The 26,203-nt window shown below is 40.5% G+C and carries 25 protein-coding genes; 10 read left to right on the forward strand and 15 right to left on the reverse strand.

Annotated elements, in window-relative coordinates:
• Nucleotides 1-99: 99 nt before the first annotated feature.
• From VF675_RS06025 to VF675_RS06035, 3 genes are all read left to right on the forward strand, one after another.
• A complete protein-coding gene (locus VF675_RS06025; protein ID WP_154320807.1) occupies nucleotides 100-1,014 on the forward strand; it encodes a pseudouridine synthase in 915 nt (304 codons plus the stop codon).
• Between the two features lie 110 nt (nucleotides 1,015-1,124).
• Nucleotides 1,125-1,481 carry a type II toxin-antitoxin system RelB/DinJ family antitoxin gene (locus VF675_RS06030; RefSeq protein WP_004976848.1) on the forward strand — a complete coding sequence of 119 codons (357 nt, stop codon included), beginning with the start codon at nucleotides 1,125-1,127 and terminating at the stop codon, nucleotides 1,479-1,481.
• Nucleotides 1,482-1,574: 93 nt separating this feature from the next.
• The gene (locus VF675_RS06035) at nucleotides 1,575-2,018 is read left to right on the forward strand and encodes a GNAT family N-acetyltransferase (protein WP_004976850.1); all 444 of its coding nucleotides are present in this window, start codon (nucleotides 1,575-1,577) and stop codon (nucleotides 2,016-2,018) included.
• A 101-nt stretch (nucleotides 2,019-2,119) separates the two neighbouring features.
• Here the strand turns inward: VF675_RS06035 and VF675_RS06040 are convergent, their stop codons facing one another.
• The gene (locus VF675_RS06040; RefSeq protein WP_440204937.1) at nucleotides 2,120-2,842 is read right to left on the reverse strand and encodes a pseudouridine synthase; all 723 of its coding nucleotides are present in this window, start codon (nucleotides 2,840-2,842) and stop codon (nucleotides 2,120-2,122) included.
• A gap of 159 nt (nucleotides 2,843-3,001) precedes the next feature.
• Here VF675_RS06040 and VF675_RS06045 point away from each other — a divergent pair, with 159 nt between their 5' ends.
• Nucleotides 3,002-3,457, forward strand: a complete 456-nt coding sequence (locus tag VF675_RS06045; RefSeq protein WP_004976854.1) for a DUF441 domain-containing protein — start codon at nucleotides 3,002-3,004, stop codon at nucleotides 3,455-3,457.
• 85 nt (nucleotides 3,458-3,542) lie between these two features.
• Here VF675_RS06045 and VF675_RS06050 read toward each other — a convergent pair whose 3' ends face one another.
• The 6 genes from VF675_RS06050 to VF675_RS06075 all read right to left on the reverse strand — a co-directional run bounded on the left by VF675_RS06050 (nucleotide 3,543) and on the right by VF675_RS06075 (nucleotide 11,566).
• Nucleotides 3,543-4,718 carry an MFS transporter gene (locus VF675_RS06050; protein ID WP_179988719.1) on the reverse strand — a complete coding sequence of 392 codons (1,176 nt, stop codon included), beginning with the start codon at nucleotides 4,716-4,718 and terminating at the stop codon, nucleotides 3,543-3,545.
• 130 nt (nucleotides 4,719-4,848) lie between these two features.
• Complete coding sequence (locus VF675_RS06055; RefSeq protein WP_131261626.1) at nucleotides 4,849-5,769, reverse strand: LysR family transcriptional regulator; 921 nt, start codon at nucleotides 5,767-5,769, stop codon at nucleotides 4,849-4,851.
• Between the two features lie 388 nt (nucleotides 5,770-6,157).
• Nucleotides 6,158-6,586 carry a hypothetical protein gene (locus VF675_RS06060; protein WP_440204938.1) on the reverse strand — a complete coding sequence of 143 codons (429 nt, stop codon included), beginning with the start codon at nucleotides 6,584-6,586 and terminating at the stop codon, nucleotides 6,158-6,160.
• A gap of 36 nt (nucleotides 6,587-6,622) precedes the next feature.
• A complete protein-coding gene (locus tag VF675_RS06065) occupies nucleotides 6,623-7,606 on the reverse strand; it encodes an ion transporter (RefSeq protein WP_096901190.1) in 984 nt (327 codons plus the stop codon).
• Nucleotides 7,607-7,746: 140 nt separating this feature from the next.
• The gene (locus VF675_RS06070; RefSeq protein WP_136144566.1) at nucleotides 7,747-9,459 is read right to left on the reverse strand and encodes an AAA family ATPase; all 1,713 of its coding nucleotides are present in this window, start codon (nucleotides 9,457-9,459) and stop codon (nucleotides 7,747-7,749) included.
• A gap of 103 nt (nucleotides 9,460-9,562) precedes the next feature.
• Nucleotides 9,563-11,566 carry a hypothetical protein gene (locus tag VF675_RS06075; RefSeq protein WP_440204939.1) on the reverse strand — a complete coding sequence of 668 codons (2,004 nt, stop codon included), beginning with the start codon at nucleotides 11,564-11,566 and terminating at the stop codon, nucleotides 9,563-9,565.
• Nucleotides 11,567-12,022: 456 nt separating this feature from the next.
• Here VF675_RS06075 and mdh point away from each other — a divergent pair, with 456 nt between their 5' ends.
• Nucleotides 12,023-13,195 (forward strand): iron-dependent methanol dehydrogenase, encoded by a 1,173-nt coding sequence (gene mdh, locus VF675_RS06080; RefSeq protein WP_004976867.1) that lies wholly within the window; start codon nucleotides 12,023-12,025, stop codon nucleotides 13,193-13,195.
• 247 nt (nucleotides 13,196-13,442) lie between these two features.
• Nucleotides 13,443-14,438, forward strand: coding sequence for an alpha/beta hydrolase (locus VF675_RS06085; RefSeq protein WP_323712825.1), 996 nt, complete (start codon nucleotides 13,443-13,445; stop codon nucleotides 14,436-14,438).
• A gap of 57 nt (nucleotides 14,439-14,495) precedes the next feature.
• Here VF675_RS06085 and VF675_RS06090 read toward each other — a convergent pair whose 3' ends face one another.
• Nucleotides 14,496-15,677 carry a transcriptional regulator gene (locus VF675_RS06090; RefSeq protein WP_070155198.1) on the reverse strand — a complete coding sequence of 394 codons (1,182 nt, stop codon included), beginning with the start codon at nucleotides 15,675-15,677 and terminating at the stop codon, nucleotides 14,496-14,498.
• A gap of 245 nt (nucleotides 15,678-15,922) precedes the next feature.
• Between VF675_RS06090 and exaC the strand changes: the two genes are divergently transcribed.
• Nucleotides 15,923-17,434 (forward strand): acetaldehyde dehydrogenase ExaC, encoded by a 1,512-nt coding sequence (gene exaC / locus VF675_RS06095; RefSeq protein ID WP_019837400.1) that lies wholly within the window; start codon nucleotides 15,923-15,925, stop codon nucleotides 17,432-17,434.
• A gap of 175 nt (nucleotides 17,435-17,609) precedes the next feature.
• Here the strand turns inward: exaC and VF675_RS06100 are convergent, their stop codons facing one another.
• From VF675_RS06100 to tkt, 4 genes are all read right to left on the reverse strand, one after another.
• Entirely contained in the window at nucleotides 17,610-18,194 is a 585-nt protein-coding gene (locus tag VF675_RS06100; protein ID WP_440204940.1) for a YceI family protein, read from the reverse strand.
• A gap of 136 nt (nucleotides 18,195-18,330) precedes the next feature.
• Complete coding sequence (locus VF675_RS06105) at nucleotides 18,331-18,771, reverse strand: GNAT family N-acetyltransferase (RefSeq protein ID WP_004976877.1); 441 nt, start codon at nucleotides 18,769-18,771, stop codon at nucleotides 18,331-18,333.
• Between the two features lie 221 nt (nucleotides 18,772-18,992).
• Nucleotides 18,993-19,208, reverse strand: coding sequence for a hypothetical protein (locus tag VF675_RS06110; protein ID WP_004976879.1), 216 nt, complete (start codon nucleotides 19,206-19,208; stop codon nucleotides 18,993-18,995).
• 152 nt (nucleotides 19,209-19,360) lie between these two features.
• Nucleotides 19,361-21,349 (reverse strand): transketolase, encoded by a 1,989-nt coding sequence (gene tkt, locus VF675_RS06115; protein WP_179997015.1) that lies wholly within the window; start codon nucleotides 21,347-21,349, stop codon nucleotides 19,361-19,363.
• Nucleotides 21,350-22,098: 749 nt separating this feature from the next.
• Here tkt and metK point away from each other — a divergent pair.
• Nucleotides 22,099-23,265, forward strand: a complete 1,167-nt coding sequence (metK, locus tag VF675_RS06120; RefSeq protein WP_004976883.1) for a methionine adenosyltransferase — start codon at nucleotides 22,099-22,101, stop codon at nucleotides 23,263-23,265.
• Between the two features lie 158 nt (nucleotides 23,266-23,423).
• A complete protein-coding gene (locus VF675_RS06125; protein WP_004976884.1) occupies nucleotides 23,424-23,735 on the forward strand; it encodes a monooxygenase in 312 nt (103 codons plus the stop codon).
• A 152-nt stretch (nucleotides 23,736-23,887) separates the two neighbouring features.
• On the opposite strand, the gene VF675_RS06130 is transcribed toward VF675_RS06125, so the two are convergent.
• The gene (locus VF675_RS06130; protein WP_440204941.1) at nucleotides 23,888-24,118 is read right to left on the reverse strand and encodes a hypothetical protein; all 231 of its coding nucleotides are present in this window, start codon (nucleotides 24,116-24,118) and stop codon (nucleotides 23,888-23,890) included.
• 312 nt (nucleotides 24,119-24,430) lie between these two features.
• On the opposite strand from VF675_RS06130, the gene VF675_RS06135 reads away from it, so the two are divergent.
• A complete protein-coding gene (locus VF675_RS06135) occupies nucleotides 24,431-24,640 on the forward strand; it encodes a hypothetical protein (protein WP_154320816.1) in 210 nt (69 codons plus the stop codon).
• Between the two features lie 20 nt (nucleotides 24,641-24,660).
• On the opposite strand, the gene VF675_RS06140 is transcribed toward VF675_RS06135, so the two are convergent.
• Nucleotides 24,661-25,296, reverse strand: coding sequence for a LysE family transporter (locus VF675_RS06140; RefSeq protein WP_096901197.1), 636 nt, complete (start codon nucleotides 25,294-25,296; stop codon nucleotides 24,661-24,663).
• 169 nt (nucleotides 25,297-25,465) lie between these two features.
• Nucleotides 25,466-26,041 (reverse strand): FxsA family protein, encoded by a 576-nt coding sequence (locus VF675_RS06145; protein ID WP_440204942.1) that lies wholly within the window; start codon nucleotides 26,039-26,041, stop codon nucleotides 25,466-25,468.
• Between the last annotated feature and the right edge of the window lie 162 nt (nucleotides 26,042-26,203).

Consider the following 26,203-nt stretch of genomic DNA (forward strand, 5'->3'; position numbering starts at 1 on the left):
GCAATGATCAATATTGTTAAGCTTAGCACCCAAGCTGCTTAGGCTATTTCCAATATGATGAAAAAGAAACTCTCCCACCTGAATATGAGCAATTTGCAGATGAAGTCGACTCATCCCAACACATTTGTTCCACCCATGCTAGATGGTGTGAGCGCCAGCAAATTGCATTTACCTAAATTAAGCACGCAGCCTGAATCAATTTTTCGTTATTTATGTGCCCAGTTTGCCCATATTTCTGCACAGGAATGGCTGCAACGCTTTGAGGATGGTCTGGTTTATGATGCCGAAGGCAAGCGTTTAGATTTAGATACACCTTATAGCGCACATCAGGATATTTTTTATTATCGTTTTTTAGCGCATGAAGTTGCCGTGCCTTTTCAGCATCAAGTTTTATTTGAAAATGAACACTTATTGGTTGTAGATAAACCACATTTTTTGACCATGAGCCCTACAGGGCAATATGTACAAGAAACCCTATTAGTACGCTTAAAAAAACAAACACAGAATGAGCAGCTCACACCTATTCATCGTTTAGACCGCGAAACTGCGGGTGTGGTGCTGTTTTCCAAACAACCAGAAACTCGGGCGGTGTATCAGCAATTATTTGCAGAACGTCAGGTGCAAAAAACCTACCATGCCATTGCGCCTTATCAAGCTAATTTGTCACTACCATGTACTGTGCAATTACGCATGGAAAAAGGTGAACCTTTTTATTTGATGCACGTCGTGGCAGGCACACCTAACAGCGAAACAGAAATTCGTTTGCTTGAACATAATCAAACATGGGCAAAATATGAATTAAAGCCTACAACAGGCAAGCAGCACCAACTGCGTGTGCATTTAAATAGCTTAGGTATTGCGATTAAGAACGACCCGTTTTATCCCATTTTACAGCACAAACAAGCAGATGATTTTTCTGCACCGCTACAATTGCTTGCCAAGCATTTAAGTTTTTTTGACCCGATTAGCCAGCAACAATTCCACTTTAGCGCACAGCAAGAATTGACATTGTAATATGTTTGTCATTACAAAATAGTGGATTTTCGTTGTAGTCATATTGAAATTACAAATGAATTGTTTACAATATTGCTAAAATTTAAATCTATTTCCTTCTATTAAAAATTATGAGAAAAACTGAAGTCTATCAAGTACGCTTGGACTCTCAAGAGAAAAAACAAGCCTTTGCTGTGTTTAAACAGTTGGGGATTACGCCTGCGCAAGCGGTACGTTTGTTTTTTAAGCAAGTCGTGCTGACTAAATCAATTCCCTTTTCAATTGAAAATCAGAATATTAATCTGGAACAATTGATTAAGTTACGCAAATTAAAACAAGAGCAAAAAGCAACGCTAGTGGATGCAACCCCAAGCAATGAAGCATCTGTAACTGGCAATAATAGTGTTGAAGATTTTGAACTGGATGATGAACATCTAGACTTGTTTGATGAACTCAATGCAATTTTGGGTGAAACTGACAAAAATTAACAGTGTTGCATTTTTAAACAATTCTTTAAAAATTTACTTTAAAAACTTAGCTATGCTTCATGCAAGGACAATAAAAAAGCATGGAGTATCGTAATGATTGTAAGACGTGCCACTTTAGAAGACTTAGACCAGCTTGCTGTATTGTTCGATGAGTATCGTCAGTTTTATGGTGCATCCTCGAATTTAAGCCTTTCAGCAGCATTCTTAAAACAGCGTTTTGAAAATCAGGAAAGTGTGATTTTCATTCATATCAAAGATCAAAAAATCACTGGATTTGTATTACTTTATTTAGGCTTTTCTTCGGTTGCCTGCTCGACCTACTATATTTTAGATGACGTTTATGTCACCCCTGTTTTTAGACGACAAGGTTCGGCCAAACAGCTCATTGATACTGCAATTTTATTTGCACGACATGAAAATGCGCTACGGATTAGCCTTGAAACACAAAAAAGTAATTACCAATCCCACCAATTGTATGAAAAGATGGGCTTTGTCAAAGATGATGAATTCCAGACTTATCACTGCTTTTTAAAATAGTCACCTGATCTGACGATTACGGCTTTAGGCAAAGGGTTTAAATTTAATCTGACGTAAGCCATTGATCATAAGCTATTGATGAAAGTTCAGCAGAACCTCATTTATTCCATACGGTTTTTTGCCAATTCGACTTGTTCAGGGCTTAAATACATCCATTCACCCACATCTAAAGCCAAATCAGTCAAGTTTAATGCACCAACTTGCTGACGATGTAATTGTTCTACTTTATTGCCCACTGCTGCCAGCATACGTTTAACTTGGTGATAAACACCTTGATGAATGGTCATCTGCAATTCATGTTCAGCAAGCTGTTGTACCTCTGTTGCAGCAAATGTCCCTGATTCATTGCGCAATGCGACACCCTGCTCAAGTTGCTGGATTTGTGTTGCATTAATCGGGTCTGCGGTGTTCATAGCATACACTTTTGCCACATGCTTTTTAGGATGGGTCAATGCTTGTAAAAACTGTCCATCATCCGTCAGCAATAACAGCCCTGTGGTGTCCTGATCTAAGCGTCCAACACACTGCAAACCACGATTCAGCAATACATCATCAAACAAGTCAAACACACTAAAATGATGGGTCGCCTGATGCGAACACTCATAGCCTTGTGGTTTATGTAAGGCGATATAGACCTTTTCACGATATTGATAATTTTGCCCATACACCGAAAATTGCAAAACCGTTTCAGGCGCAATTTTTATCGCGAATTTAGGATTGGTCTGGGTTTCGCCCATAATGGTGACTGCACCATTTTTAATGAGTTGTTGGCAATGTTTACGTGATCCAAAGCCTTGTGATTGCAACATTTTTTCCAACAACATGATGAGCGACCTAATGATAAAAAGTATAAATATATTTGCTGCTATTCTAAACCAAATACACCGTAAATTCTGAACACATTGCGTACCTTGCCCGCTTGTAGTTCAAAACAATTACAATAACTGCACTTTTCCAATTTATTTCCCCTTTTATGGATCACCATGCTCTCTCAATTAGACCTTAACCTGATGGTGCTGATCGTTCTACTCGCATGCGGTATTTTTAGCCAAAATACGGCTGTGACCATTGCCGCAGCAGTACTGATTGTTTTTAGAATTACGCCGCTAAGTGAATTTTTCCCACTATTGCAGCAGCATGGCTTAAATCTGGGCATTATCATTCTCACCATTGGCGTACTGACACCCATTGCCAGTGGCAAACTTCCAGGCGAAGCAATTCTAAAATCTTTCCTGAGTTGGAAATCTTTACTTGCGATTGCAATTGGTGTTTTTGTGGCATGGTTAGGCGGGCGTGGTGTCAAGCTCATGACCAATCAGCCTGATGTGGTCGCAGGCTTATTGATTGGTACAGTCGCAGGTGTTGCTGTGCTACGTGGCGTGCCTGTGGGACCACTGATTGCAGCAGGAATTCTCACCTTGTTTATTGGCTATTCTTAACATAGATTTAGGGACGCTTGGTTTAGATGGTTTTGCTTGAATTCATCGTCTTGTATCAACCAATTTCAATAAAAACCATCCAAATCTAAGCCACTTTGCGAAACAAGATAGATGTTAATATCATTCCCATTGCAGATAAAACGGCCATTAAAATACCAACCCAAAGCCATGTTCCTGTGGCAGATACGATAGCTGCGACCACAGGCGGCAATAAAAATTGTGAAATTGCCGAGCACTGCAACACCAAACCTACGGTGGTACTAATCGCAATCGGTTGTGGTGCAAAATTAAGTACTTGCGCAAATACCACAGCTGCGACTAAACCACCAAATAAAGAGAAATGGATGACCAATAAAAACTGCACAATGAATGGTAAAACATCACGCAAAATATAAAAACTCAGTGCGCATAGCATCAATACCGCAAAACCCATTTGCATCAACACTTGCGCTCTCAGCCCACGCTGTAATAACAACCCACATACAAATGTACCCACCGCATTTGCCATTGCAACCATAGCTGTGAGCACACCTGCGGTTTGTAAAGATATTTGATATTGCTGATAAATGGTCGGCAAAAAACCCACCAAACTGAACCACTGCCCTGCATAAACACCAAAAACCAAAGCCAATATCCATGCGGGTGGATGGCTCAAAGTGCTTTTAATCAGTTCAAAGATGGCAATGGCTTGCGTGCTGATCTGCACACTCGGTACGGCTTTATAAATGATGATTGCGAGCGCAAAGGATAACAATCCCAAACACATCCACACGCCTTGCCAATCCAAGATGGTCAGTAAAAACGGCGTACTTAGTAAACCAATACCCATCCCACCGCCCATATAGGCACTCCACAGCCCCATTTTGGCAGGCAACTGCTCCACTGCAACCAGTTGACGAATAAATGCAGGGCCGCTGAGTGTAATCAGTAAAAAGCCAAAACCTTCAATTACACGCAGACTTAATAGTGCGGAAAAGCTATGTACAAAACCACCAACAAAACTTGCACCTGCCAATAAAGACAAACCCAAAAGTACACAGCGTTTTAAGCCAATTTTTGCGGTATAACTGCCTAGCAACAACGCCAAAGACATGCCCGCAGCTTGTACCAAAGACAGCAAAAAACCTGCCTGAACCAAACTAATTCCGAGTTCAGCTTGTAGGATGGGTACAGTCGGTGGCAACTTGCCAATATGCATTGCTGCCATAAAACCCGCAGCAACAATCCACAAATCCTTTGTCAGCCAACGTACCGAACTCACTGCGCTCTCCCTTAATTTTCGCAAGGCAAGCTTAGCAAGAACATCTCACCGTTTTTAGTGGAGATTTAGATGAGCTTAGTGTTTTTAGCGATAAATTAGCATTCTCTTTACGATGCTGATCGTACGATTTTTAACTTGAATAATACTGCGTGCGTTTTTGGGAAAATTTCTCTAATTGCTTCAAAAAGCCTTCAAAATAGCACTTTTCTTTTTCTTCGCTACGATAACCCGCATACAAGGTACGGCGTAATCCTCCCGCAGCAACGCAGTCTAAACGACGTGAAGTTACCCAGCCTTTTTGCTCATATTCATTCACCACCCAATCTGGCAATGCGCCAATCCCTCGCCCACTCGCCACCAGTTGAATCAACATTTGGGTTAAATCTGTAGTACGAATAGCTTTTGGCTGAATATTGGCTGGAATGAATAGCTTAGACATAATATCTAAACGGTGTTTATCGACAGGATAGGTAATCAGGGTTTCTTCTGCCAACTCCTGTACGGTAATGCGCTCGGCACGTACTAAAGGATGAGTATTTGACAACACCAAACGCGATTCATATTCAAAAATTGGAAAATATTCGATACCTTTTAAGGCAATCGGGTCTGCGGTAATCAATAAATCAAATTCTGCGTTTTGCAATAATTCATGCGGATTGGCTTCAAAACCTGAAGCAAAATCTAAATCTACATCAGGGTATTGCTGACGATATTGATTCAGCAGCGGCATCAACCAGTCAAAGCAACTATGACATTCCGAAGAAAAAATAATTCGCCCCGTTTGACCATGCACAATGCGGGTAATATCAGTTTGGGTGATTTGAATTTGTGGCAGGACATCATCCGCCAGTTTCAATAAACGCTGTCCGACATTGGAAAATGTCACAGGGCGACTACGACGGTTCACCACTTCTACGCCATACCAATGATCTAGTTCTTTGAGTTGGTGAGAAATGGCAGATGGCGTCAGACATAAATCATTGGCGGCAGCAACCAAAGAACCATGTTCACGCAGGGCTGATAGCGTTTTTAAGTGGCGAATTTCAAGCATTGCTTGTTCCTAGTTTTTCAAGTTATTGACTGCATGTTTAGACCTAGGTCGCATTTTTATTTTGCAAAATAAGAAACAAAGCCAAACATGATTCAATTTAATAATGAATTAATTTAATCTTAGCATGTAAATAATGAGTTTTCTTCATCTTAGTTTTTATTCGATGATATTTACTACGAAATCAATACAATTCCATAGAAATAGTATGGCATTCAGCATGCAGATTAGTTGGTCAAGCAGTAATTCTTTTGACTCTATGTAAGACATCTAACTGCAACGATATAACAACTTGATAAATTAAAAATGGGTTGATACTGACTATGAACATCTGCTAAAAATTTTTAGAGCCATCACTCACATTGTCGAAATAGATAAATAAATACTGGAATTAATTCGCTGTTATATTATTTTTTGTATTAAATCTCATTAAAAACAACCAGTAACACACACTTGGCAGTAAGACCATTAAAATAGTAATGATATCACTATACATTTTCCACCACTCGCTCGAAACCGTACCTGTATGTGCCCATCCAAGCAACATAAAAAAAGGGATAGCGAAAACAAAAGCACTGATACAAATCGTCAATAAATTCAAAGCGTGGTCACGGTTTAAAAGCAGGGAAAGTAAAAAAGTGAATGGCACAATTAAAATGCAATACACTAAATACACGAGCAAATGCCCCAAAAAAACCACCGAAATAGCGTAAAAGCTATATTCACGGTTCACAACGATGAAAAACAGCGCTATACAAAAAAGTAATGGCAAAGGGGCAAGAAACAAAGCCTTCGCTATCGTATTTTTTGAATATTGCATACACCCTCCCTTTGCTTGCCTAGTTCAGATATTAGCTTACTCCGACAACTTCTCTCCACAATGTGGGCAGTATTTATAAGGCTCCTGTTCTAAACGCAGCTCTTCTTCACGACGCTCACGAATTAACTGCAATAAAATATCTTGGGTTTGCTCAGTGGTTAAACCGACTTGTTTGCGTAAATCTTCAATTTTTTCTTGATCATTTAACAGATCAATCTCACTATTTTGCAATAGCTCTCTAAATTTCAACCCTAAATGCTGCTTACGTTGTTCAAGTTCGTTGGCTAAACCTGTGGCTAAAATACCTGCAGGCAATGCTGCCAAGCCGACACCCAATACCGTAATTAACGCACCTAAAATTCTGCCCCAAGGAGTAATTGGTGTGACATCGCCATAACCGACTGTGGTTAAAGTCACCACTGCCCACCACATCGAAGCGGGAATTGAGCTAAAGGCTTCAGGCTGTGCCTTGCTTTCCACCACATACACACCTGCGGCAGACATCACAATCATAATAGAGAGAATAAAAATGACTGCCTGAAATGATCCTTTTTCCCGTTCGATCACTCTTAATAAAATTTGCAATGATACAAAGTAACGTGTCAGTTTTAACAAACGCAGCAAACGTAAAATTCTTAGGAACCGTAAATCTAGATGCACAAAGAAGTTAATATAAGCAGGTAGAATCGCCAACAAATCTATAATTGCCCCACCGCTGGTAAGCCATTTTACACGCTGTTTCCACGGCGAAATAAACGGGTCTTTTTCGGCAATACTCCAAATCCGCAGCAAATATTCAAGCGTAAACACTGCGATGGAAAAGTTTTCAAAATGGTCAAAAAATACCTGATAGGCAAGATAGACATCATTCACCGACTCTAAAATAACCGCACTGGCATTGCCTAAAATCAGTAAAATTAAAAAATAGTTAATGCAACGACTAAACCATGTTTCATAGTCATCGTCGTGTAAGTTGTTATAGACAAATTTTCGAAATGTGTACCACGGTGTAAATGCCATACCGAATATTATATTTTAAGGCTTACAGTGATGGCAGTTTAACCGAAGTTTTTCTCAAAACGATAGTATTTTATGTGACGTTAAGCGGGCATTTTTAATGCAGAATTGCAGTATAAGTCATCATTATCCAAATGACTAAACTACTGAATAAACAGCAATGCTAAACGCACCTGATCATAGCCCATGCGTGGACTAGTCGCTTCAACAATCGGGCGCAGTTTAATTGCGCCATCATCGCTGAAGTGCTCTGCATTTTGACGCTTCATTAATCGCTTATAAATTTTACGGACCTCTTCCACCACTTCTTCACCTGGATGTGCCACTGAAATATCCAGATTTTGTTCTTTTTGCAAACGTGCCAAATGGTTGATAATAGTTGCAGGAGTTAAACCTCGCTCTACTGCAATATCCTGAATATCATAACCTTCTTCAAATAAAGCGCGGGTTTCATCTAACGTGGCAGTCGCATAATTGGTTTTTCCACCTTTGGCAATTTTCTTTTCATTGCGCAAAATTTCGGTTTCGTTCAACGTGCCACCACAGTGACGAATAAATGCATTATGTTGTGGTGTTAAATCCATCAGCTCATAGTGCGTTTCAGCTTCTTCAGACAATTCCTGAAAACGGCGGTCAGCCTTAATCGCTAAACTGTCGAGTTCCAAAGCTTGGCTATTAAATCCCAATAAACGCAAACCGCTTAACGATTTTAATCGTGACAACGCCACATAACCCTGCCCTTTTTCAAAAGTATGGCTAAGATTGATTTCTGCCGCTTCTAAGGTCATACCTTGTGATTTGTGGATGGTAATTGCCCATGCCAAACGCAGCGGAATTTGCTGGAAACTGGCAATGGTTTTGCCTGCATCATTATCCACCGACCAAGTTTCAGGCTCGACCAACAATACTGTGCCATCGGTCAATTTTACTTTAGGTAAAATGCCGTGATCATCATCTTCTTCAAAGCCAATCACTTCGCCCAAACTGCCGTTGATATAGCCCATATCGAAGTTGTTTTTAACAAACATCACTTTGGCATGTTTTTTTAGATTTAAAATTTCAGGCGCACGTACCGATGATTTCAGCGTTTCAATCAACTTTTCATTGCCATCACACACGGCATCAAACTGCTTGCTCTCAGTTTCAATTTCATTCAAATGCTTAAAGTTGATATTGTCCACATCCATATTGTGCGTATATAAACGCGTGAAAGTGTCGCCAATATCTTGATGACGGGTGTGTTCCAAAGCCTGAATATGTTGATGATCAATACTTTGTGCACGAATCGCATTGAGAATGTCATTTAAGTAGTCATCGCCCTGACGGTGCTGCTCGGTTAAATAACAGACCCGAAATTTAGCTTCGACCCACGCATCTGACATAAAACAGAACTTGTCACGATTGCGCTCATCGTTTTTTCCCACAGGCGGTAACTGGAAAAAATCTCCCGCGACAATCACCTGAATACCACCAAAAGCGTCATCACTGTCTTTAAAATATTTTAAAACCTGATTGACCAAATTCAGTTGCTTAGCATGCAACATCGAAATTTCATCAATAATCAGCACTTGCGCATTTTCTAAATGTTCTTTGAGATATTTGCGCTCTTTCATATTTTTCAGGTCAGCATCGGACAAAAAATCTTTAATACCAATGCCTGCCCATGTATGAATGGTCATGCCATTCATGTGCGTTGCAGCAATGCCTGTAGATGCCGTAATTGCCACTGGCACTTTGCGCGCTTTTAAATAATTGATGTATTGATTCAGGGTATAGGTTTTACCCGCACCAGCCGAGCCTGTTAAAAAGACATTTTCGCCTGCTTTTAAAAGTTTAAGTGCAGTTTCCTGTTTCATAAGACCTATACCATGATTGAACGGCTATAGCCTAACGAGTTTTGAGCCAAAAGTTAAGGCTCAAGTCCGTGAATACGACAACAGTTGTCTTATGACTTGTAACTTATGACTTTGATGGTAATTGTGGATTCAGCCATGCAATAAACTGCGCTGCGATGGTAACCAACAATTGTTCTGCTTTTTGATTATTAGGATATTCCAATTGATCAAACACAAGTTGCCCATTCCTAAAGTGACAGCCCAAGGTCAATTGCTGCACATAATGTGGTGATGCCATGTTAAACGCCACATATTGTCCTTCACTCACGGCTTTGGCATAGCTCAGTGCCAAACAGTGTTTAAAGTTTTTCGATTCTTCAATAATACGGTCTAAATCGGTCAGTTCTTCAAAACACCAACCTGAAAAGTACAATATTTGCTGCGGGCTTTTCGCCTGCCATGTGCTACACGGAATTTCTTTTTTCAGTTTGGCAAATAGCTCTGCTTTATACACTTGTTGATGCCAATGTACCGCTTGATGAAACAACCCCAACCAACTCAAACTTTTTGGAATATGTGTATGCGCTACGAAATATTCCAGTAAATAGTCGCGCACATAACTGTCAAATACCGAAACACGTGTATTGTGTGCACGTAAATAAAAACGCTGCCGAAAATCATCAGGCTGAATCTGATAACGCTGCAATACCGTATAAAAATCACGTTGCTGCTGACTTTCTGACTGAATATAGTCCAACAAAGCTGTCGGTAAATCTTGAGTGATTTGCTGTAAATACAACATATAGCTTTGCATGACACGACTTAAACGCCGAAATACATGCTTGACCAAATGCTCATCATGTTGTGCCACGGTTTTCAGCAAAGTCATCCACTCATCCAAATACAAAATAGAAGGACTAATGGCAACTCGCGGATCATCCAACGATTGTTTTTCGCCATGCGGCATTAAACTGACATTATGCGCATGTGCGAACCACGCTTGCTGTGTCGCATATACATTACAGCTTTGAATGAACATACGTGCGGCTGAATATTGAAAATATTGCAAAGTTGCCAAAATAATCCGTGGATGTGCCTGACTACAATCGACAAAACTGAGCGCAGTCACTGCCACCCGCACACTGGTATGATGAATATTTAAACTAAGCCAATCCAACACTTGTGCAGACTGTTTAAACAGCCAATTCACCGCACGTGGATAATCAAATAACGGCAGTTTGGCGACTTTCTTTTGCCAAATTAAAGGGCAAGATTTTAAAAAATGCGGTTTCGCCAAAGCATCGGAACGCTGCCACACCTCACGGTGCATTAAACGCGCAAAACCCAATAAATGCCCATGTTCTTCGGCATGTCGATACAACAACCGAATATCATCCTGATGATCGATTAAATCCTGCAAATTAAATCGTTCAGGAAATGAAATACTTAAAATACGATGCATGGCTTTAGGTAAAAATTCTGCCGCACTAAAACAAAAATCATCATAACTTTGCATCAGTGCTTGCACTGGCAAAAAGGTTTCACCCTCTACAAATTCCAAAGCACACAGCATCGATAAGTTAGTTAAAACATCTTCAGGAATGTGCTGCCCTTGCTGCACAAATTTGGTCAATACTGGTTGATACTGATCGTCTGCCTGCATTAATGCCTGATCTAAAATTTGTGCCTGCATTGCATCTAAATGCAATAACAATTGCTTAACCCGTGCTGCACCATCTACCCACAGGTAAACTTGCTGCAGAATCAATTGTCGCAATTGCTGCGCCTGATTACGCAAAAATAAAGAATGCTGCGGTTTTAAATCCCCAGTCAAAAAATGCAGATCATGTAAGAAAAAATCTTCAAATGCTTCTTGCTGTTTCCCCGCAAATTCAAAGTGAGTTTCTATTAAATTTGTATGCGATTTTGGCGGATAAAATTCAAGACTAAACAGACCATTCAGCAATTCGACCCGATGCTGCAAAGGATCGATCCGAAACAAATTTTGTGCTGTAAAATGTCCAACCAAATCCATTTGATCTTGATAGATTTCTGCGGCCACACTGGAAATACGAACCAATTGCTGTGCAACGGCATGCAACTGGCTATGCTGGCAAATTGGCTGCATATACGCTCCTCATGCTTAAGTGCGGTCTATCTAAGTGTCATCTTATTTTTATTTGATTGCACCGACTAGACCCATCACGTGATACATCCCTATTTTTTGTTTTTTATTTCCATCTGCAAAAAGTGGACAATTCTTCAATCGAGCTTAAGCCACTTATTAATTGAATTACACCTGAAATTTATGTGAACGGTATCTACACCTTAAAATTAGAGATACAAAAACACTATAAACAAGATTTAAGCCCTTGCCTATAGCCTGCGCACAACTTCAGAAAAAATAAAAACCCATTAAAAAACAAATAAATTTCAATTGATTAGTTTGCATTATTTACTCAGAAAATAGGGTTGGTGTTTGGTAGGTAGGATTTCACCACAAAGCATTGAATACTCAAATCACGGTTCAACACCGCGATAACAACACATTATTCCAATACCCAATGCAAGAAGGAATCTGAGCATGGCTTTTAAAAATATTGCAGATCAAACCAACGGTTTTTATATTCCTTGTGTGTCTCTCTTCGGCCCTGGTTGTGCCAAAGAAATTGGCGTAAGAGCGCAAAATTTAGGTGCTAAAAAAGCCCTGATTGTGACAGATGAAGGACTGTTTAAATTTGGCGTAGCCGATACCATTGCAGGCTATCTCACCGAAGCAGGCGTTGCTAGCCATATCTTTGCAGGTGCTGAGCCAAACCCAACCGACATTAACGTACATAAAGGTGTCGATGCCTACAATGCCAATCAATGCGACTTTATTGTGTCTTTAGGTGGCGGTTCTTCACACGACTGTGCCAAAGGCATTGGCTTAGTTACCGCAGGTGGTGGGCATATTCGTGATTATGAAGGCATTGATAAAAGTACCGTGCCAATGACTCCACTAATTGCCATTAACACCACAGCAGGTACAGCATCGGAAATGACCCGTTTCTGTATCATTACCAATACCGACACGCACGTTAAAATGGCAATTGTCGATTGGCGCTGCACACCACTCATCGCCATTGATGATCCAAAACTCATGATTGCCAAACCTGCAGGTTTAACCGCAGCAACAGGCATGGATGCCTTAACCCATGCTGTAGAAGCCTACGTTTCAACTGCAGCCAATCCTATTACCGATGCCTGCGCTGAAAAAGCTATTCGTATGATTAGCCAGTGGCTTAGCCCTGCCGTGGCAAATGGTGAAAATATTGAAGCACGTGATGCCATGAGCTATGCGCAATATTTGGCTGGTATGGCATTTAATAATGCCTCATTGGGTTATGTGCATGCCATGGCGCATCAACTCGGTGGTTTCTACAACTTGCCGCACGGCGTCTGTAATGCAATTTTACTGCCGCATGTTTGCGAATTTAACCTGATTGCCTGCCCTGAGCGTTATGCAGATATTGCAGAATTGATGGGAGTCAATACTGACGGATTAACCACCACAGAAGCCGCCTATGCCGCGATTGATGCTATTCGTGAACTATCTAGCTCGATTGGTATTCCAACAGGTTTAGCAGAGTTAGGCGTGAAAGAAGATGACTTGGCGATTATGGCTGAAAATGCACAAAAAGATGCCTGCATGCTCACCAACCCACGTAAAGCCAATCATGCACAAGTGGTCGAAATTTTTAAAGCCGCGATGTAATTTGAATCTCCTGCTGAGTGAATCAAGATTTGTTCAGCATCTCCCATCCTTTTTTTCAATTTTCCTCTGTTGCTGTTTTATTTTTATCCTTCCCTTTGGCAGAACCATCTCAGATGCGTTCTGCTTTTTTTGCTGTTCAGAACAAAATGAACTCGCAGCATAAAACTAAAGCGATTTAGATGCAGAGGGTTTGCATAATTCAATTTGACAAATGCGCACAGCTCATCAAGGATATAGTCAAAATAAAATGGATGACGAACACCTTATGCTGTTAAGTAAAAAACAAAAAACAACACCAAGCTATCAACCCGATATTTTGGGTGCCGATTACCAACAAATGACGCTGGATTTTCCTTCGGATTATGAAGGCAAAGTGATTGCTACCTTGGTACGCAAAAAAGCCGAACAGGAAACCCGTAAAGCCGTACTTTATATTCATGGTTTTATTGACTATTTTTTTCAAACAGAAATGGCAGACCAGTTTAATCAGCATGGTTATGACTTTTATGCCCTAGATTTACGTAAATATGGGCGTTCGCATTTGTCACATCAAAATTGGTACAATGTGCGCAGCTTGTCTGAATATGATGCAGAAATTTCCGCTGCACTTGAGCAAATTGCCACAGAAGAACATGATTCGGTAATTTTGGCGGGACATTCAACAGGTGGATTAATCACCACGTTATATGTAGCACATCATCCCAATCATCCACTGATTCGTGGTTTATGGTGTAACAGCCCTTTTTATGATTTCAATATGAGCGAGATTGAGAAAAAATTCGGCATTCCTCGTTTGAGCCAATTGGGCAAATTGCTGCCAGAAATGAAATTTCCAAGCCGCCTTAATCCATTTTATGTACCAAGTCTACACAAACAATATCATGGTGAATGGTTATTTAATTTGGAATGGAAGAAACCGCGTTATCCAAAAGTGCGATTAAGTTTTGTACGTGCAATTCATGAAGCGCAAAAAGAAATTCATGCCAGTGTGCATTTGGGTGTACCCACCTTAATTATGCATGCGAGTCAAAGTAGTTATCCACGCCAATGGAATGAGATTGCGCAACGCACTGACGTAATTTTAAATGTTGCAGATATGCAAAAATATGGGCATCACATGCATGGCGATATTCAGCTTTGCCAAATTGAAAATGGTGTGCATGATTTGGTACTTTCTGCGCCCGAAGTCCGTGCGGAAGTGTATCAGTCCTTGTTTGACTGGTTAAACCGCAAGGGGCTATAAAACTAAAAACTAGAACTAAAGGAAGTGAATTAACGGCTAAATGACTTGATGCATCCCTTAAGCTGTGTATTTTAATAAAATTTGATGTGCAGGATGCCCCTTGGGCATCAATTCAATTAAACGCTCCACTGCGTCAATCGCTTCAGGGCTGCGTGCCAAATGTTTTAGCAATACATCGGTATCTTGTGCATTAAAAATGGCATCACTCAGGCGAGATTCTAAGCAATCTCGCCATGCACATAAAAATGGACTTTCAGTTTTCGCCAAAAATACTCCTGCACACGTTTGTAAGGCAGACTGCACATAACCAGCATCTAAAGCCTGCTCGGCTTGTAAAAAATCGGCTTCTATATGCGCCAAAATTCGGTAAGGACGCGAACCAAGCATCCCGCCTAGAATATCACGTAATTGAGACATCTCAGCTTTAAGCGTGCCCATACTGACTTTACGCTCACCATATAGAGCTTGGTGTAAAGTATCTAAACTCATGCCTTGTGGACAAAGTGCTAAAATCACCAATATTTCAATTTGACGCGGTGTCATCACCACCACTTTGCCATTAAATAACACCTGTGGCACGCGAAACGCGCGAATATAAAGCTGCTGTTTTTGCTGATCAAGCAGTGCATTTTGAATCAAAGAAGCACAGCGTTCTGCTGCCAACATCCCCAAACTGTTATGGTTTTTCCAAGTAGTCGATAAATCAATTACACCCAATACTTGTTTGGAATAAGGGTCTAAAATAGGCGCTGCATAACAAACCCAGTCATGTAACGATGACATAAAGTGTTCACTGGAAAACACACAACTTGCTTGCTGAGTTTTAAGTGACAAAGCCAAAGCATTGGTACCCACCAACTCTTCACGCCACTGCCCGCCTTCTACAAAATGCACCTGTTCCGCCACATTACGCATTTGCGCGCTCGCTGCCGTCCAAATAATTGTACTGCCCACATCGCCCACGGCTGCCACCATGTCGGACTGCTGTGCGATATGTCTTAAATCTTCTGCACAGTTTTGCACAGCACGTTGTAAGGCCGAACCACCATGTGTATGCGTTAGACTATAATTTAACGGGGCTGCCAACCGATCAACAGGAATTTCAGCAATTTGAGAGCGTTGCCATGATTTTAAAATACTCTGCTGAATTTGCTGCGCATGCAGCGGCGATAAACTGCTGCTTTGTCTAAATTGTTCAATATGCTGTCTTTTTTCCAATAGGTCTTGTTTTTTCATCATTATTGATTCTCACAATCCTGTGGGCATTACATCCATTGTACCGCTTACTTTTGTAAGGATTTGTTCATTGCTTGTAAACCTGCAACTTTCCAACCTTTTTCCAACCTTATATTGGTATGCTAAACAAATAGCGTACCAAAGTACCTTATACCTTAGCCGTAAATTTAACCTGATTTTAGACACAGGATTGTGCTAAAAGGTAAAGATGACGGCAGATTATAAAAAACCATCAAAGGAAGTGAATTATGCGTTACGTAGATCCCAATCAACCCGGTTCAAAAGTTCAATTCAAAGCACAATACGAAAACTTTATTGGTGGCGAGTGGGTCGCCCCTGTAAAAGGTGAATATTTTGAAAATATCTCTCCTGTGGATGGCAAAGTATTTACCAAAGTCCCACGTTCATCGGCAGAAGACATTGAACTGGCTTTAGATGCAGCCCATAAAGCCAAAGCGCAATGGAACAGCTCATCTCCAACAACGCGTTCTAACATTTTGTTAAAAATTGCAGATCGTTTAGAACAAAATCTAGAGTTATTGGCAGTGGCAGAAACATGGGATAATGGTAAGCCTGTTCGTGAAACATTGGCTGCCGACATTCCATTGGCGATTGACCATTTCCGTTATTTTGCGGGCTGTATTCGTGCCCAAGAAGGCGGAATTTCTGAAATTGATGAAGATACCATTGCCTATCATTTCCATGAGCCATTGGGCGTTGTAGGGCAAATTATTCCATGGAACTTCCCTATTTTAATGGCAACATGGAAACTTGCACCTGCTTTGGCTGCCGGTAACTGTATTGTACTTAAACCTGCAGAGCAAACCCCTGCCAGCATTTTAGTTTTAGTCGAACTGATTCAAGATTTATTGCCTGCTGGCGTACTAAACGTAGTCAATGGTTACGGTGTAGAAGTGGGTCGCCCATTGGCAACCAATCCACGTATTGCCAAAATTGCATTCACAGGTTCGACTCAGGTCGGTCAATTGATCATGCAATACGCCACTGAAAACATCATTCCAGTGACTTTGGAGCTTGGTGGTAAATCTCCAAATCTTTTCTTTGAAGATGTTATGGCGCAAGAAGACGACTACCTAGACAAAGCACTCGAAGGCTTTGCTATGTTCGCGCTGAATCAGGGTGAAATTTGTACTTGTCCATCGCGTGCGCTTGTGCAGGAAAGTATTGCTGACCGTTTCCTTGAAAAAGCCATTGAACGTGTTAAACGTATTAAAACAGGTCACCCGCTTGATACTGAAACGATGATTGGTGCACAAGCATCGCAAGAACAACAGGACAAAATCTTGGGTTGTATTGCGACAGGTCGTGCCGAAGGTGCACAAGTGTTAACAGGTGGTGGTGAGCGTCATGAAGTTGGCAGCGGTTTCTATATTGAGCCGACAATTTTCAAAGGCACCAACGACATGAAAATTTTCCAAGAAGAGATTTTTGGCCCAGTGCTTTCTGTGACCACATTTAAAGACTTCGATGAAGCCATTAAAATTGCCAATGACACCATTTACGGTTTAGGGGCAGGTGTTTGGTCACGTTCTGCGCACACTTCTTACCGTGCAGGTCGTGCTATTCAGTCGGGTCGCGTTTGGACGAACTGTTATCACATTTACCCTGCGCATGCAGCTTTCGGTGGTTATAAAAAATCAGGTATTGGCCGTGAAAACCACAAGATGATGTTAGAGCATTATCAACAAACCAAAAACTTGTTGGTGAGCTATTCAACTAAACCTGCGGGCTTCTTCTAAGCTTTGTTAAATTTTAAAAGCTAAAGCTCCTATATAAAAATGCGAACTTCGGTTCGCATTTTTATTTCATCCCTTTCAATATTAGACTCAAAATCTGCCACATGTATAAATACATCTAAAATTACAGACACAAAAAAGCACCATATCAATGGTGCTTTTATCACATCATATCTGCTTATTTTTTTGCAGCTACAGATGCTTCAGTAGTGATGTTTACAGTAATTTTATCACCTACGTTTGGTACATAGCTTGCAATACCAAATGCAGAACGGTTGAATGAAGTTGTTGCATTAAAGCCAACAGTCGCCGCCTGAGTCATTGGGTGTGGACCTTGCTTGTTCAATACGGCATCAAGTACTACCGGTTTAGTCACACCTTTTACAGTTAAATCACCAGTGATTTTAAAGTTTTTCTTGTCTTGAGTTTCAACTTTAGTACTTTTGAAAGTAATTATTGGGTATTTTGCTGCATCAAACCAGTCTGCTACCATTAAATGCTCATCTAAAGCTTTAACGTTAGTGTTAATGCTGCTTAATGGAATAGTTACGTTAACAGATGAGTTCGCAGGTTTTTTCTCATCAATGTTGATAGTACCTTGAATGTCTGAGAAGTTACCTGATGGCGTAGAAAAACCGAAGTGATCCCAAGTAAATACAGTAGCAGTATGCGTTGGGTCAATTTGATAAGCCACTGGTTTAGCCATTGTCATTGTTGCTGCAGACGCGATAGCCAAACCTAAAGCAATTGATTTCATGTTCATATTGTTCATCTCTAAAAGTGTTGATACGTTTCAATGAGGTTTAGTTTATAGATTTTTGCTGCAAATACAGGATTAAAGATAAAACAGTATGTTGCATGACTGAAACGATAAATTTGTAAAAATATGCATGCGCGTTTTACATCGCTGTTGCAGGGCTGCGATATTGAATAAAACCTGTTCTTTTTGCGACACGATCATACAACTGCCGTGCCTGTAAATTATCTTCATGAGTCAGCCAATATACCCGATCACATTCACGCTGTTGCGCTGTTTGATTCACCTGCTGAATAAGCTGCTGAGCAATTCCCATCCCTCTGTACTCAGGCAAGGTATATAAATCTTGCAAATAGGCATAAGGTTTAAGCGTCCAGCAACTGTCATGTTCAATTACATGCACAATGGCGACAACTTGAGTTTGATATACGGCAGCCAAGCCATAAATATAGGGTCGTTGAGGATCAGTTAGTTTTGACCAAGTCTGTTGTGTCACGTCATCACTGAGTTGCACCCGATAAAATTGCTGATAGCCTTGCCAAAGTGCTTGCCATTGTTCAAACTGAATTCCGCTTAACGGCACAATATCTATTTTTTGACTTAGTTATGCTGTACTTGTGTTGTCTGCATGCTTGGATATTGCCTAATTGTTATATCTTGAAATGCTTGATGATTCACATTGAATATTATGCTTAGGCTATTTTATAAACTATTTTTCAGCAATAAAAAAAGCTTTACCCTACGCATAGAATAAAGCTATTTTTGACGATACACCATTTAATGCACCGCATTCATCGCAATAGATTAAAGCTTCTCAATCAAAATACGATCAACTTGCTTTAAGCCTGATTGCTTTTCATGGTTCTTACGGCGAATTTTGATTTGCTGATCTTCAGCCAAATCCTGTAACAACAACTCTACCGCCACCATAGCTTCAAGTGGTAAATCTTGTCCAATCCACTTTTGCTCACCCGCATCCATTAAAGTGACTTCATCATTAATTTGCTCGTACAAACTCATTTCTCATCTCACTCAATTACACAGAGGTTTATTCACAAACCTGACTTACACTGACAAAATTTGTTGGATCATCACATCGAATACCAAACAAATATGCAAAAATAAAAGACGTCCCTTTGCAGGAACGCCTTTAAAAACACTGTATTAAAAAATTAAGCTGTTAATTCTTTTACTGCAGCAACAACCGCTTCAGTGGTAATGCCAAAGTACTGATACAAGTCTTTTGCAGGTGCAGATTCACCATAAGTTGTCATACCAATAACTTTACCGTCTAAGCCGACAAACTTCCACCAGTAGTCTACATGCGCTGCTTCAACCGCAACACGTGCGCGAATATGTGATGGCAATACCGCTTCACGATATGCTGCATCTTGCTTCACAAATTCTTCTGCACACGGCATAGACACAACACGTACACCTTCAAGCTGCGCGTATGCTTCCATTGCCAAGCCCACTTCTGAACCTGTTGCAATAATAATGGCTTTCAATTCACCTTTTTCTTCAGCCAAGACATAACCACCTTTTGCCACGTTCTCAATTTGCGCTTGAGTACGAGTTTGGAATGGCAAGTTTTGACGTGAGAAAATTAAAGCAGTTGGACCTTCGCTGCGTACTAATGCAGATTTCCAAGAAATAGCCGCTTCAACGGTATCTGCAGGACGCCATGTATTTAAGTTTGGCGTACCACGTAAAGATGCAATTTGTTCAATCGGTTGGTGTGTTGGACCATCTTCACCCAAACCAATCGAGTCGTGGGTATACACATGAATCACACGTTGCTTCATTAATGCAGACATACGCACGGCATTACGCGCATATTCCATAAACATTAAGAATGTTGCAACGTAAGGAATGAAACCACCGTGAAGTGCTACACCATTTGCAATAGCAGTCATACCAAACTCACGTACGCCATAATGCACGTAGTTCCCTGCTGCATTGTCCTGAACGCCTTGGCAACCCTTCCAAAGGGTTAAGTTTGAACCTGCCAAGTCTGCAGAACCACCCAATAATTCAGGCAATAATGGGCCAAATGCTTGCAAAGTATTTTGGCTGGCTTTACGCGTTGCAATAGTTTCAGCTTTAGCATTGGTTTCAACAATAAACGCATCTGCCTGCGCGATGAATTCTGCAGGTAGTTCACCGCTTAAACGGCGTTTAAGTTCTGCAGCTTCCGTTGGATATTTTGCTGCATAGGCATCAAAAGTTGTATTCCATGCTGCTTCTGCTTCTGCACCTTTCGCTTTAGCATCCCAAGCGGCATATACATCTTCAGGAATAACAAATGCTTCATCTGTCCAGCCTAATGCTTGACGCGTCAAAGCGATTTCATCATGGCCTAATGGCGCACCGTGACAGTCTTCTTTACCTTGTTTGTTTGGCGAACCTAAACCAATAACAGTTTTACAAATAATAATAGTCGGTTTTTGCGTTTCAGCTTTTGCTTCAACCGTTGCAGCACGAATTGCATCGGCATCGTGACCATCAACTTTTAAGACTTGCCAGCCGTAAGATAAGAAACGTTGTTCGGTATCGTCAGAGAACCAGCCTTCTACTTCACCATCAATAGAAATGCCGTTGTCATCATAATAAACAACCAGCTTGCCTAAACCTAAAGTACCTGCCAATGAACATGCTTCGTGTGAAACACCTTCCATTAAGCAACCATCACCCAAGAAACAGTAAGTGAAATGGTCTACAACCTGAATATCTTCTTTATTAAATTGTGCAGCCAGTGTTTTTTCTGCTAAAGCAAAACCAACAGCATTGGCAATCCCCTGACCGAGTGGACCAGTGGTGGTTTCAATCCCTGGTGCATAACCCAATTCTGGGTGGCCAGGTGTTTTAGAGTGTAACTGACGGAACGCTTTTAAATCTTCGATTGAAAGATCATAACCTGTTAAATGCAACAACGCATATTGCAACATTGAACCATGACCATTAGACAATACAAAACGGTCGCGGTTTGCCCATTGTGGATTGGTTGGGTTGTGATTCAAAAATTCACGCCACACCACATCGGCAATATCTGCCATCCCCATCGGTGCACCTGGATGTCCTGAATTTGCTTTTTGCACAGCATCCATTGCCAATACACGAATTGCGTTTGCAATACGACGTTCGTTAAGCGGGGTCGTCATAGGTCAGAGTCCACAAAAAATCGTTAAATAGAAGAAGATGAATAGAATTCAAAACAGCCGCTATTCTCTCAAAAAAACGCCTGAGGGGTAAAGCCTATGCAACAATATTTACGCATTAATTCCCATTCAGGGTATTTTTCGTGCAAATTCAAAGACGTTTTCACGTTTATAACAACAAGAAAATAGCTAATTGCCGTGTTAAGCTCTATTCTTGGCAAAATTCTAAAGTATAGATATTTCAATTTATAGACGCAGGATGGAATTGTGATGTCGCTCTTGCAGCAACTCCAATCAAATGCCTAGCAACAAGTTAAAACACAACAGTATTCTGTAGAAATAATAGACAGATTTTAACACATCTTGAATTTTATTCACTTTTCACACAATAAATTGAATCACAGCCATCGTCCAAAATTTTAAAACAGCTTTTGAAAATGCAGCTTGATGCAGATAAAGTCAATTCAAAGTCTTTAAATTACCCATCTACAATATTGTTTTTAAAAATGATTCACCACTTAAAAACAAGGTGCTCCTTAGTTTAAAATTATGACAGCATACTTTAGCCAACATGAATATTTTTGAGTCACAATATAGTCATACCGATACTTTATCTATTTTTTAGCTAAAGATATGCGATAAAAAGTCATTGAATTGAAATAAATTCAGCCAATTTAGTCGTAATGCGCTAGTCCTAAAGTCTAACTCGATGTAACATATTGCGTCTTTTGAATTTAACTGTGATAGGACTTATGCGCGAGTACGCTGTATTTACCTCGGAATCTGTAAGCGAAGGCCATCCAGATAAAATGGCTGACCAAATCAGTGATGCCATTTTGGATGCAATCTTAAAAGAAGACCCTTATGCGCGGGTTGCTTGTGAAACGCTTGTAAAAACGGGTGCGGTTGTACTGGCAGGTGAAATCACAACAACTGCAAATGTCGATTTTGAAGCCGTTGTTCGTCAAACCGTAAATGGCATTGGTTACCATCATTCTGACTTAGGTTTTGATGGTTCAACCTGTGCGGTCATTAACATGATTGGTAAACAATCACCTGAAATTGCACAAGGTGTAGACCGTCAAAAGCCTGAAGATCAAGGCGCAGGTGACCAAGGTTTGATGTTTGGTTACGCCAGCCGTGAAACTGATGTATTAATGCCTGCCCCAATTTCTTACGCACACCGCTTAATGGAAAAGCAAGCTGAATTACGTCGCAGTGGTGCTTTGCCGTGGTTACGCCCAGATGCAAAAAGTCAGGTGACTTTTGCTTATGAAAATGGTGTGCCTGTACGTTTGGACGCGGTGGTGTTATCTACTCAGCATGATCCTGAAATTTCTCAAATTCAGCTTAAAGAAGCGGTAATTGAAGAAATTGTGAAAAAAGTGATTCCTGCAGAAATGTTCCATGCAGACACCAAATTCCACATCAACCCAACAGGTATGTTTGTGATTGGCGGTCCTGTAGGTGACTGCGGCTTAACAGGTCGTAAAATCATTGTAGATACTTACGGCGGCATGGCGCGTCATGGTGGTGGTGCATTCTCTGGTAAAGACCCATCTAAAGTTGACCGTTCTGCTGCTTATGCAGGCCGTTATGTTGCCAAAAATATTGTGGCAGCTGGCTTGGCAGACAAATGTGAAATTCAGGTGTCTTATGCTATTGGTGTTGCAGAGCCAACATCAATTTCAATCAACACCTTCAACACTGCAAAAGTGGCAGATGAGTTGATTATTGCTTTAGTACGTGAACACTTCGATTTACGTCCATACGGCATTACCAACATGTTGAACCTGTTACAACCAATGTATAAACAGACTGCAGCTTATGGCCACTTTGGTCGTCAAGGTTCTGACACTGCATTTACATGGGAAAAAACCGACAAAGTTGAAGCATTAAAAGCCTCTGCAGGTCTGTAATGTAAAACTTTTTAGTTTTATCAAGCTCACTTCGGTGGGCTTTTTTATGCCTAAAATTTAGCTGTCAAACCACAATATACAAAATACGAATATGTTATAGTGAATCATTCCTGAGATTTTTTAAATACTCATCTAAGATAATGATGTAGGAGTTTATTATGGCGGTTATTCTTCAAGTCGATTTCCCTTCTGAAGGCCCATTTGGCGAAAGCATGAGCCAAGCGTACCGTGAACTTGCAGAAAGCATTAACCTAGAAACTGGCATGCTTTGGAAAATTTGGACTGAGAACAGTCAAACACAGGAAGCCGGTGGAATCTATCTGTTTGATCATGCGGCCAATGCTGAACGCTATTTAAAAATGCACACTGCACGTTTAGAAAGTTTTGGCGTGAAGAATATTCGTGGCAAGATTTTTGAGGTGAATGCTGCACTGTCTGCAATCAACCAAGCTGACTTCTTAAGTCGCTAATCTTTTTAAATTGCTCATCCATATTGAAGAATAAAATGGTGAGTCTCTTCAATATTGAAAAAACAGTTGAATAAAATCCTGAGCCATTTAATGATTCAGGATTTTTTGAAATCTTGTATAGACGAAATAAGCGTTAAGCTTGGATGCAGCACTTATTGCGTACGAATCACCTCAAGCACCGATTGTTGCACGGGCACTTCTTGATGATCTTGCAAATAAACATGCACAACTTTAAACACAACGGCTGCTGCCAAGCATGCCAAAATACAGAATAACCAGAAACCATAAGGACTACGAATATGTGAACCACAAGTACCACATTCTTTTTCTGATGATTCCACCACCCGATTGCAACATGCGCAACGATACTGATGATACAGCATAGGTATTCTCCTACTTCACTGTAATTCTTGTTTTTATTGTTACACCATCTACCCTGATGCAGTGTAATTTTGTTTAAGCAACTGTGACACTTTGTAGCTTACACCCTTTGGATGATTGAGCAGACACAATCGCTTGTAAATTAGAATGTCAAAGTTCGGCTATTCGCGCAAATCGTATTTTTGAATAAACAGTCACTTTATCCATCTAAAATAGGTATGCCATGCTAAAATTCTGCATGCTCGATTACTTGAAGTTTAGACTCAAGCTTGGCTTTCAGCACATATTTTTTTATTACACGGAGTAAAGTTAAAGTGGTGCAACTCATTAAAAAAGGTGGCTTGCGAGAACGTGCCAACCGTAGTCGTAAATACCAAGGTTCGGAAAATACCGAAGCAACTTTGCAATCAAACCGTACTTATCAGCCCAATCATTTAGATAAAACTGAAAACACGACTGCAACCGAAATACTGAATGAAAAATCGTCAAACTTGGCTTTGGACAACATCAAATCATCTAACTAATTGGCATCAAAACCTATGTTTTAAAACATACGCAGTGCATCTAACCACAACCACACAGCAAATAATAAAAATAATCCGCCCGAGACCATATCAATATAACTGCCTGAACGCTGATATAACTTTTTCATTTTTGGTGTAGAAAGTAGCAACATAAATAGTGTAAATGTCACAAAAGTTTGGATTGGAATAATCACTGCCAATTGGGCTTTCAAAGATGCACTTGCCGATGAACTCAACGCCAAAGCAAATACACTACTAAAATAAATTAAGGTTTTCGGATTAGATAAATTGGTGAATAGCCCCAATAAAAAGTAGTTTTTTGCGGCTGGAATTTGCACTTGAGTATCATCAAACTGTTTGCGCTGCTGCCAACTATGCCAACCGCCCGACAACATGCCCCATCCCATTTTGGCAAGAAATAAACCGCCAATCAGCATTAAGACTTGCTGAATCCAAGGAAATTGCTGCACCAAAACCGTAAAACCTAATAAGGTCAGCACCACCCACACCACAATCCCTGATGAAATACCCGCAATAATCTGCAAGGTATTACGGCGGGTATTGCTGGCTGCACTTTTGGCAATTAATAAAACATCTGGTCCTGGACTAAGCTGTGCCACAAAATGCAGCGCACAAATGGTGAATAACAAAGACATAAATACATCAGGAGAATTGAAAATCCGATTATACCTTGTGCGGTAGGAGAATAAATAAGGCTTTAAATGCACACCTCAATGTTTAAACACTCACATGCATATTCACCAAAAAATACCCATAAAAAAACCGAATCAGCACGATTCGGTTTGATCTCAAGCATCACCCATATTATTTAGGTGGATTGACATCTTTCATTTCAATTTTTTTCGCATCGGGGGTAATTTCACGTGCTTCACCATCAATAATACTGGAATCACGACCACCGCCCTGCTGATTTTGCATGTCTTGCATTTGGCGCATTAAATCTGCAAACGGGTTTTGACCTGCTCCGCCCATGCCATTCATATCGCCCATCATGCCACCCATCATTTGATCCATCATGGCTTGCTGACGTTTCATCATGGCTTTCATCATTGCCGCTTTAAAGGCATTTTGTGCGGCAGGAATCATCACCAGCAATGCCAAAACATCGCTGATTAATCCTGGAATCATCAATAAAAAACCCGCAAAAATTTTAGGTAAATTATTACTCAGCGCAGGATCGGCACTCATCTGCCCCATTTGCATTTGCTGCATTTGTGGCATCACGCCTGCAGAATATTTACGAATCAGGTTCAAACCAATGAAGAAAGCAGCGACAAACCAAAAGAACACGTACCACATGCTCCCCACTAGGTCGCCCACACCAATCCAGACGAAGACTTCAAGAACTAAGCCAATTAGAACAATAAGAAATAATTTCATGAAAATTAATCTAATCTCAACAAAATAAATAAAATGCAGTAACCAAGTGCTTCATCGGGATCAAGCTTTTTTGATTCGCTGTTGTTTCAATATGGGCATTATTGTATTTTTAAAGGTTAAGTCTGTCATTAATATTTTCATCATCACCCAATAACAGACTTA

This window comes from Acinetobacter sp. Lyrl_1, assembly GCF_051948795.1.
GTDB classification, from domain to species: domain Bacteria; phylum Pseudomonadota; class Gammaproteobacteria; order Pseudomonadales; family Moraxellaceae; genus Acinetobacter; species Acinetobacter towneri.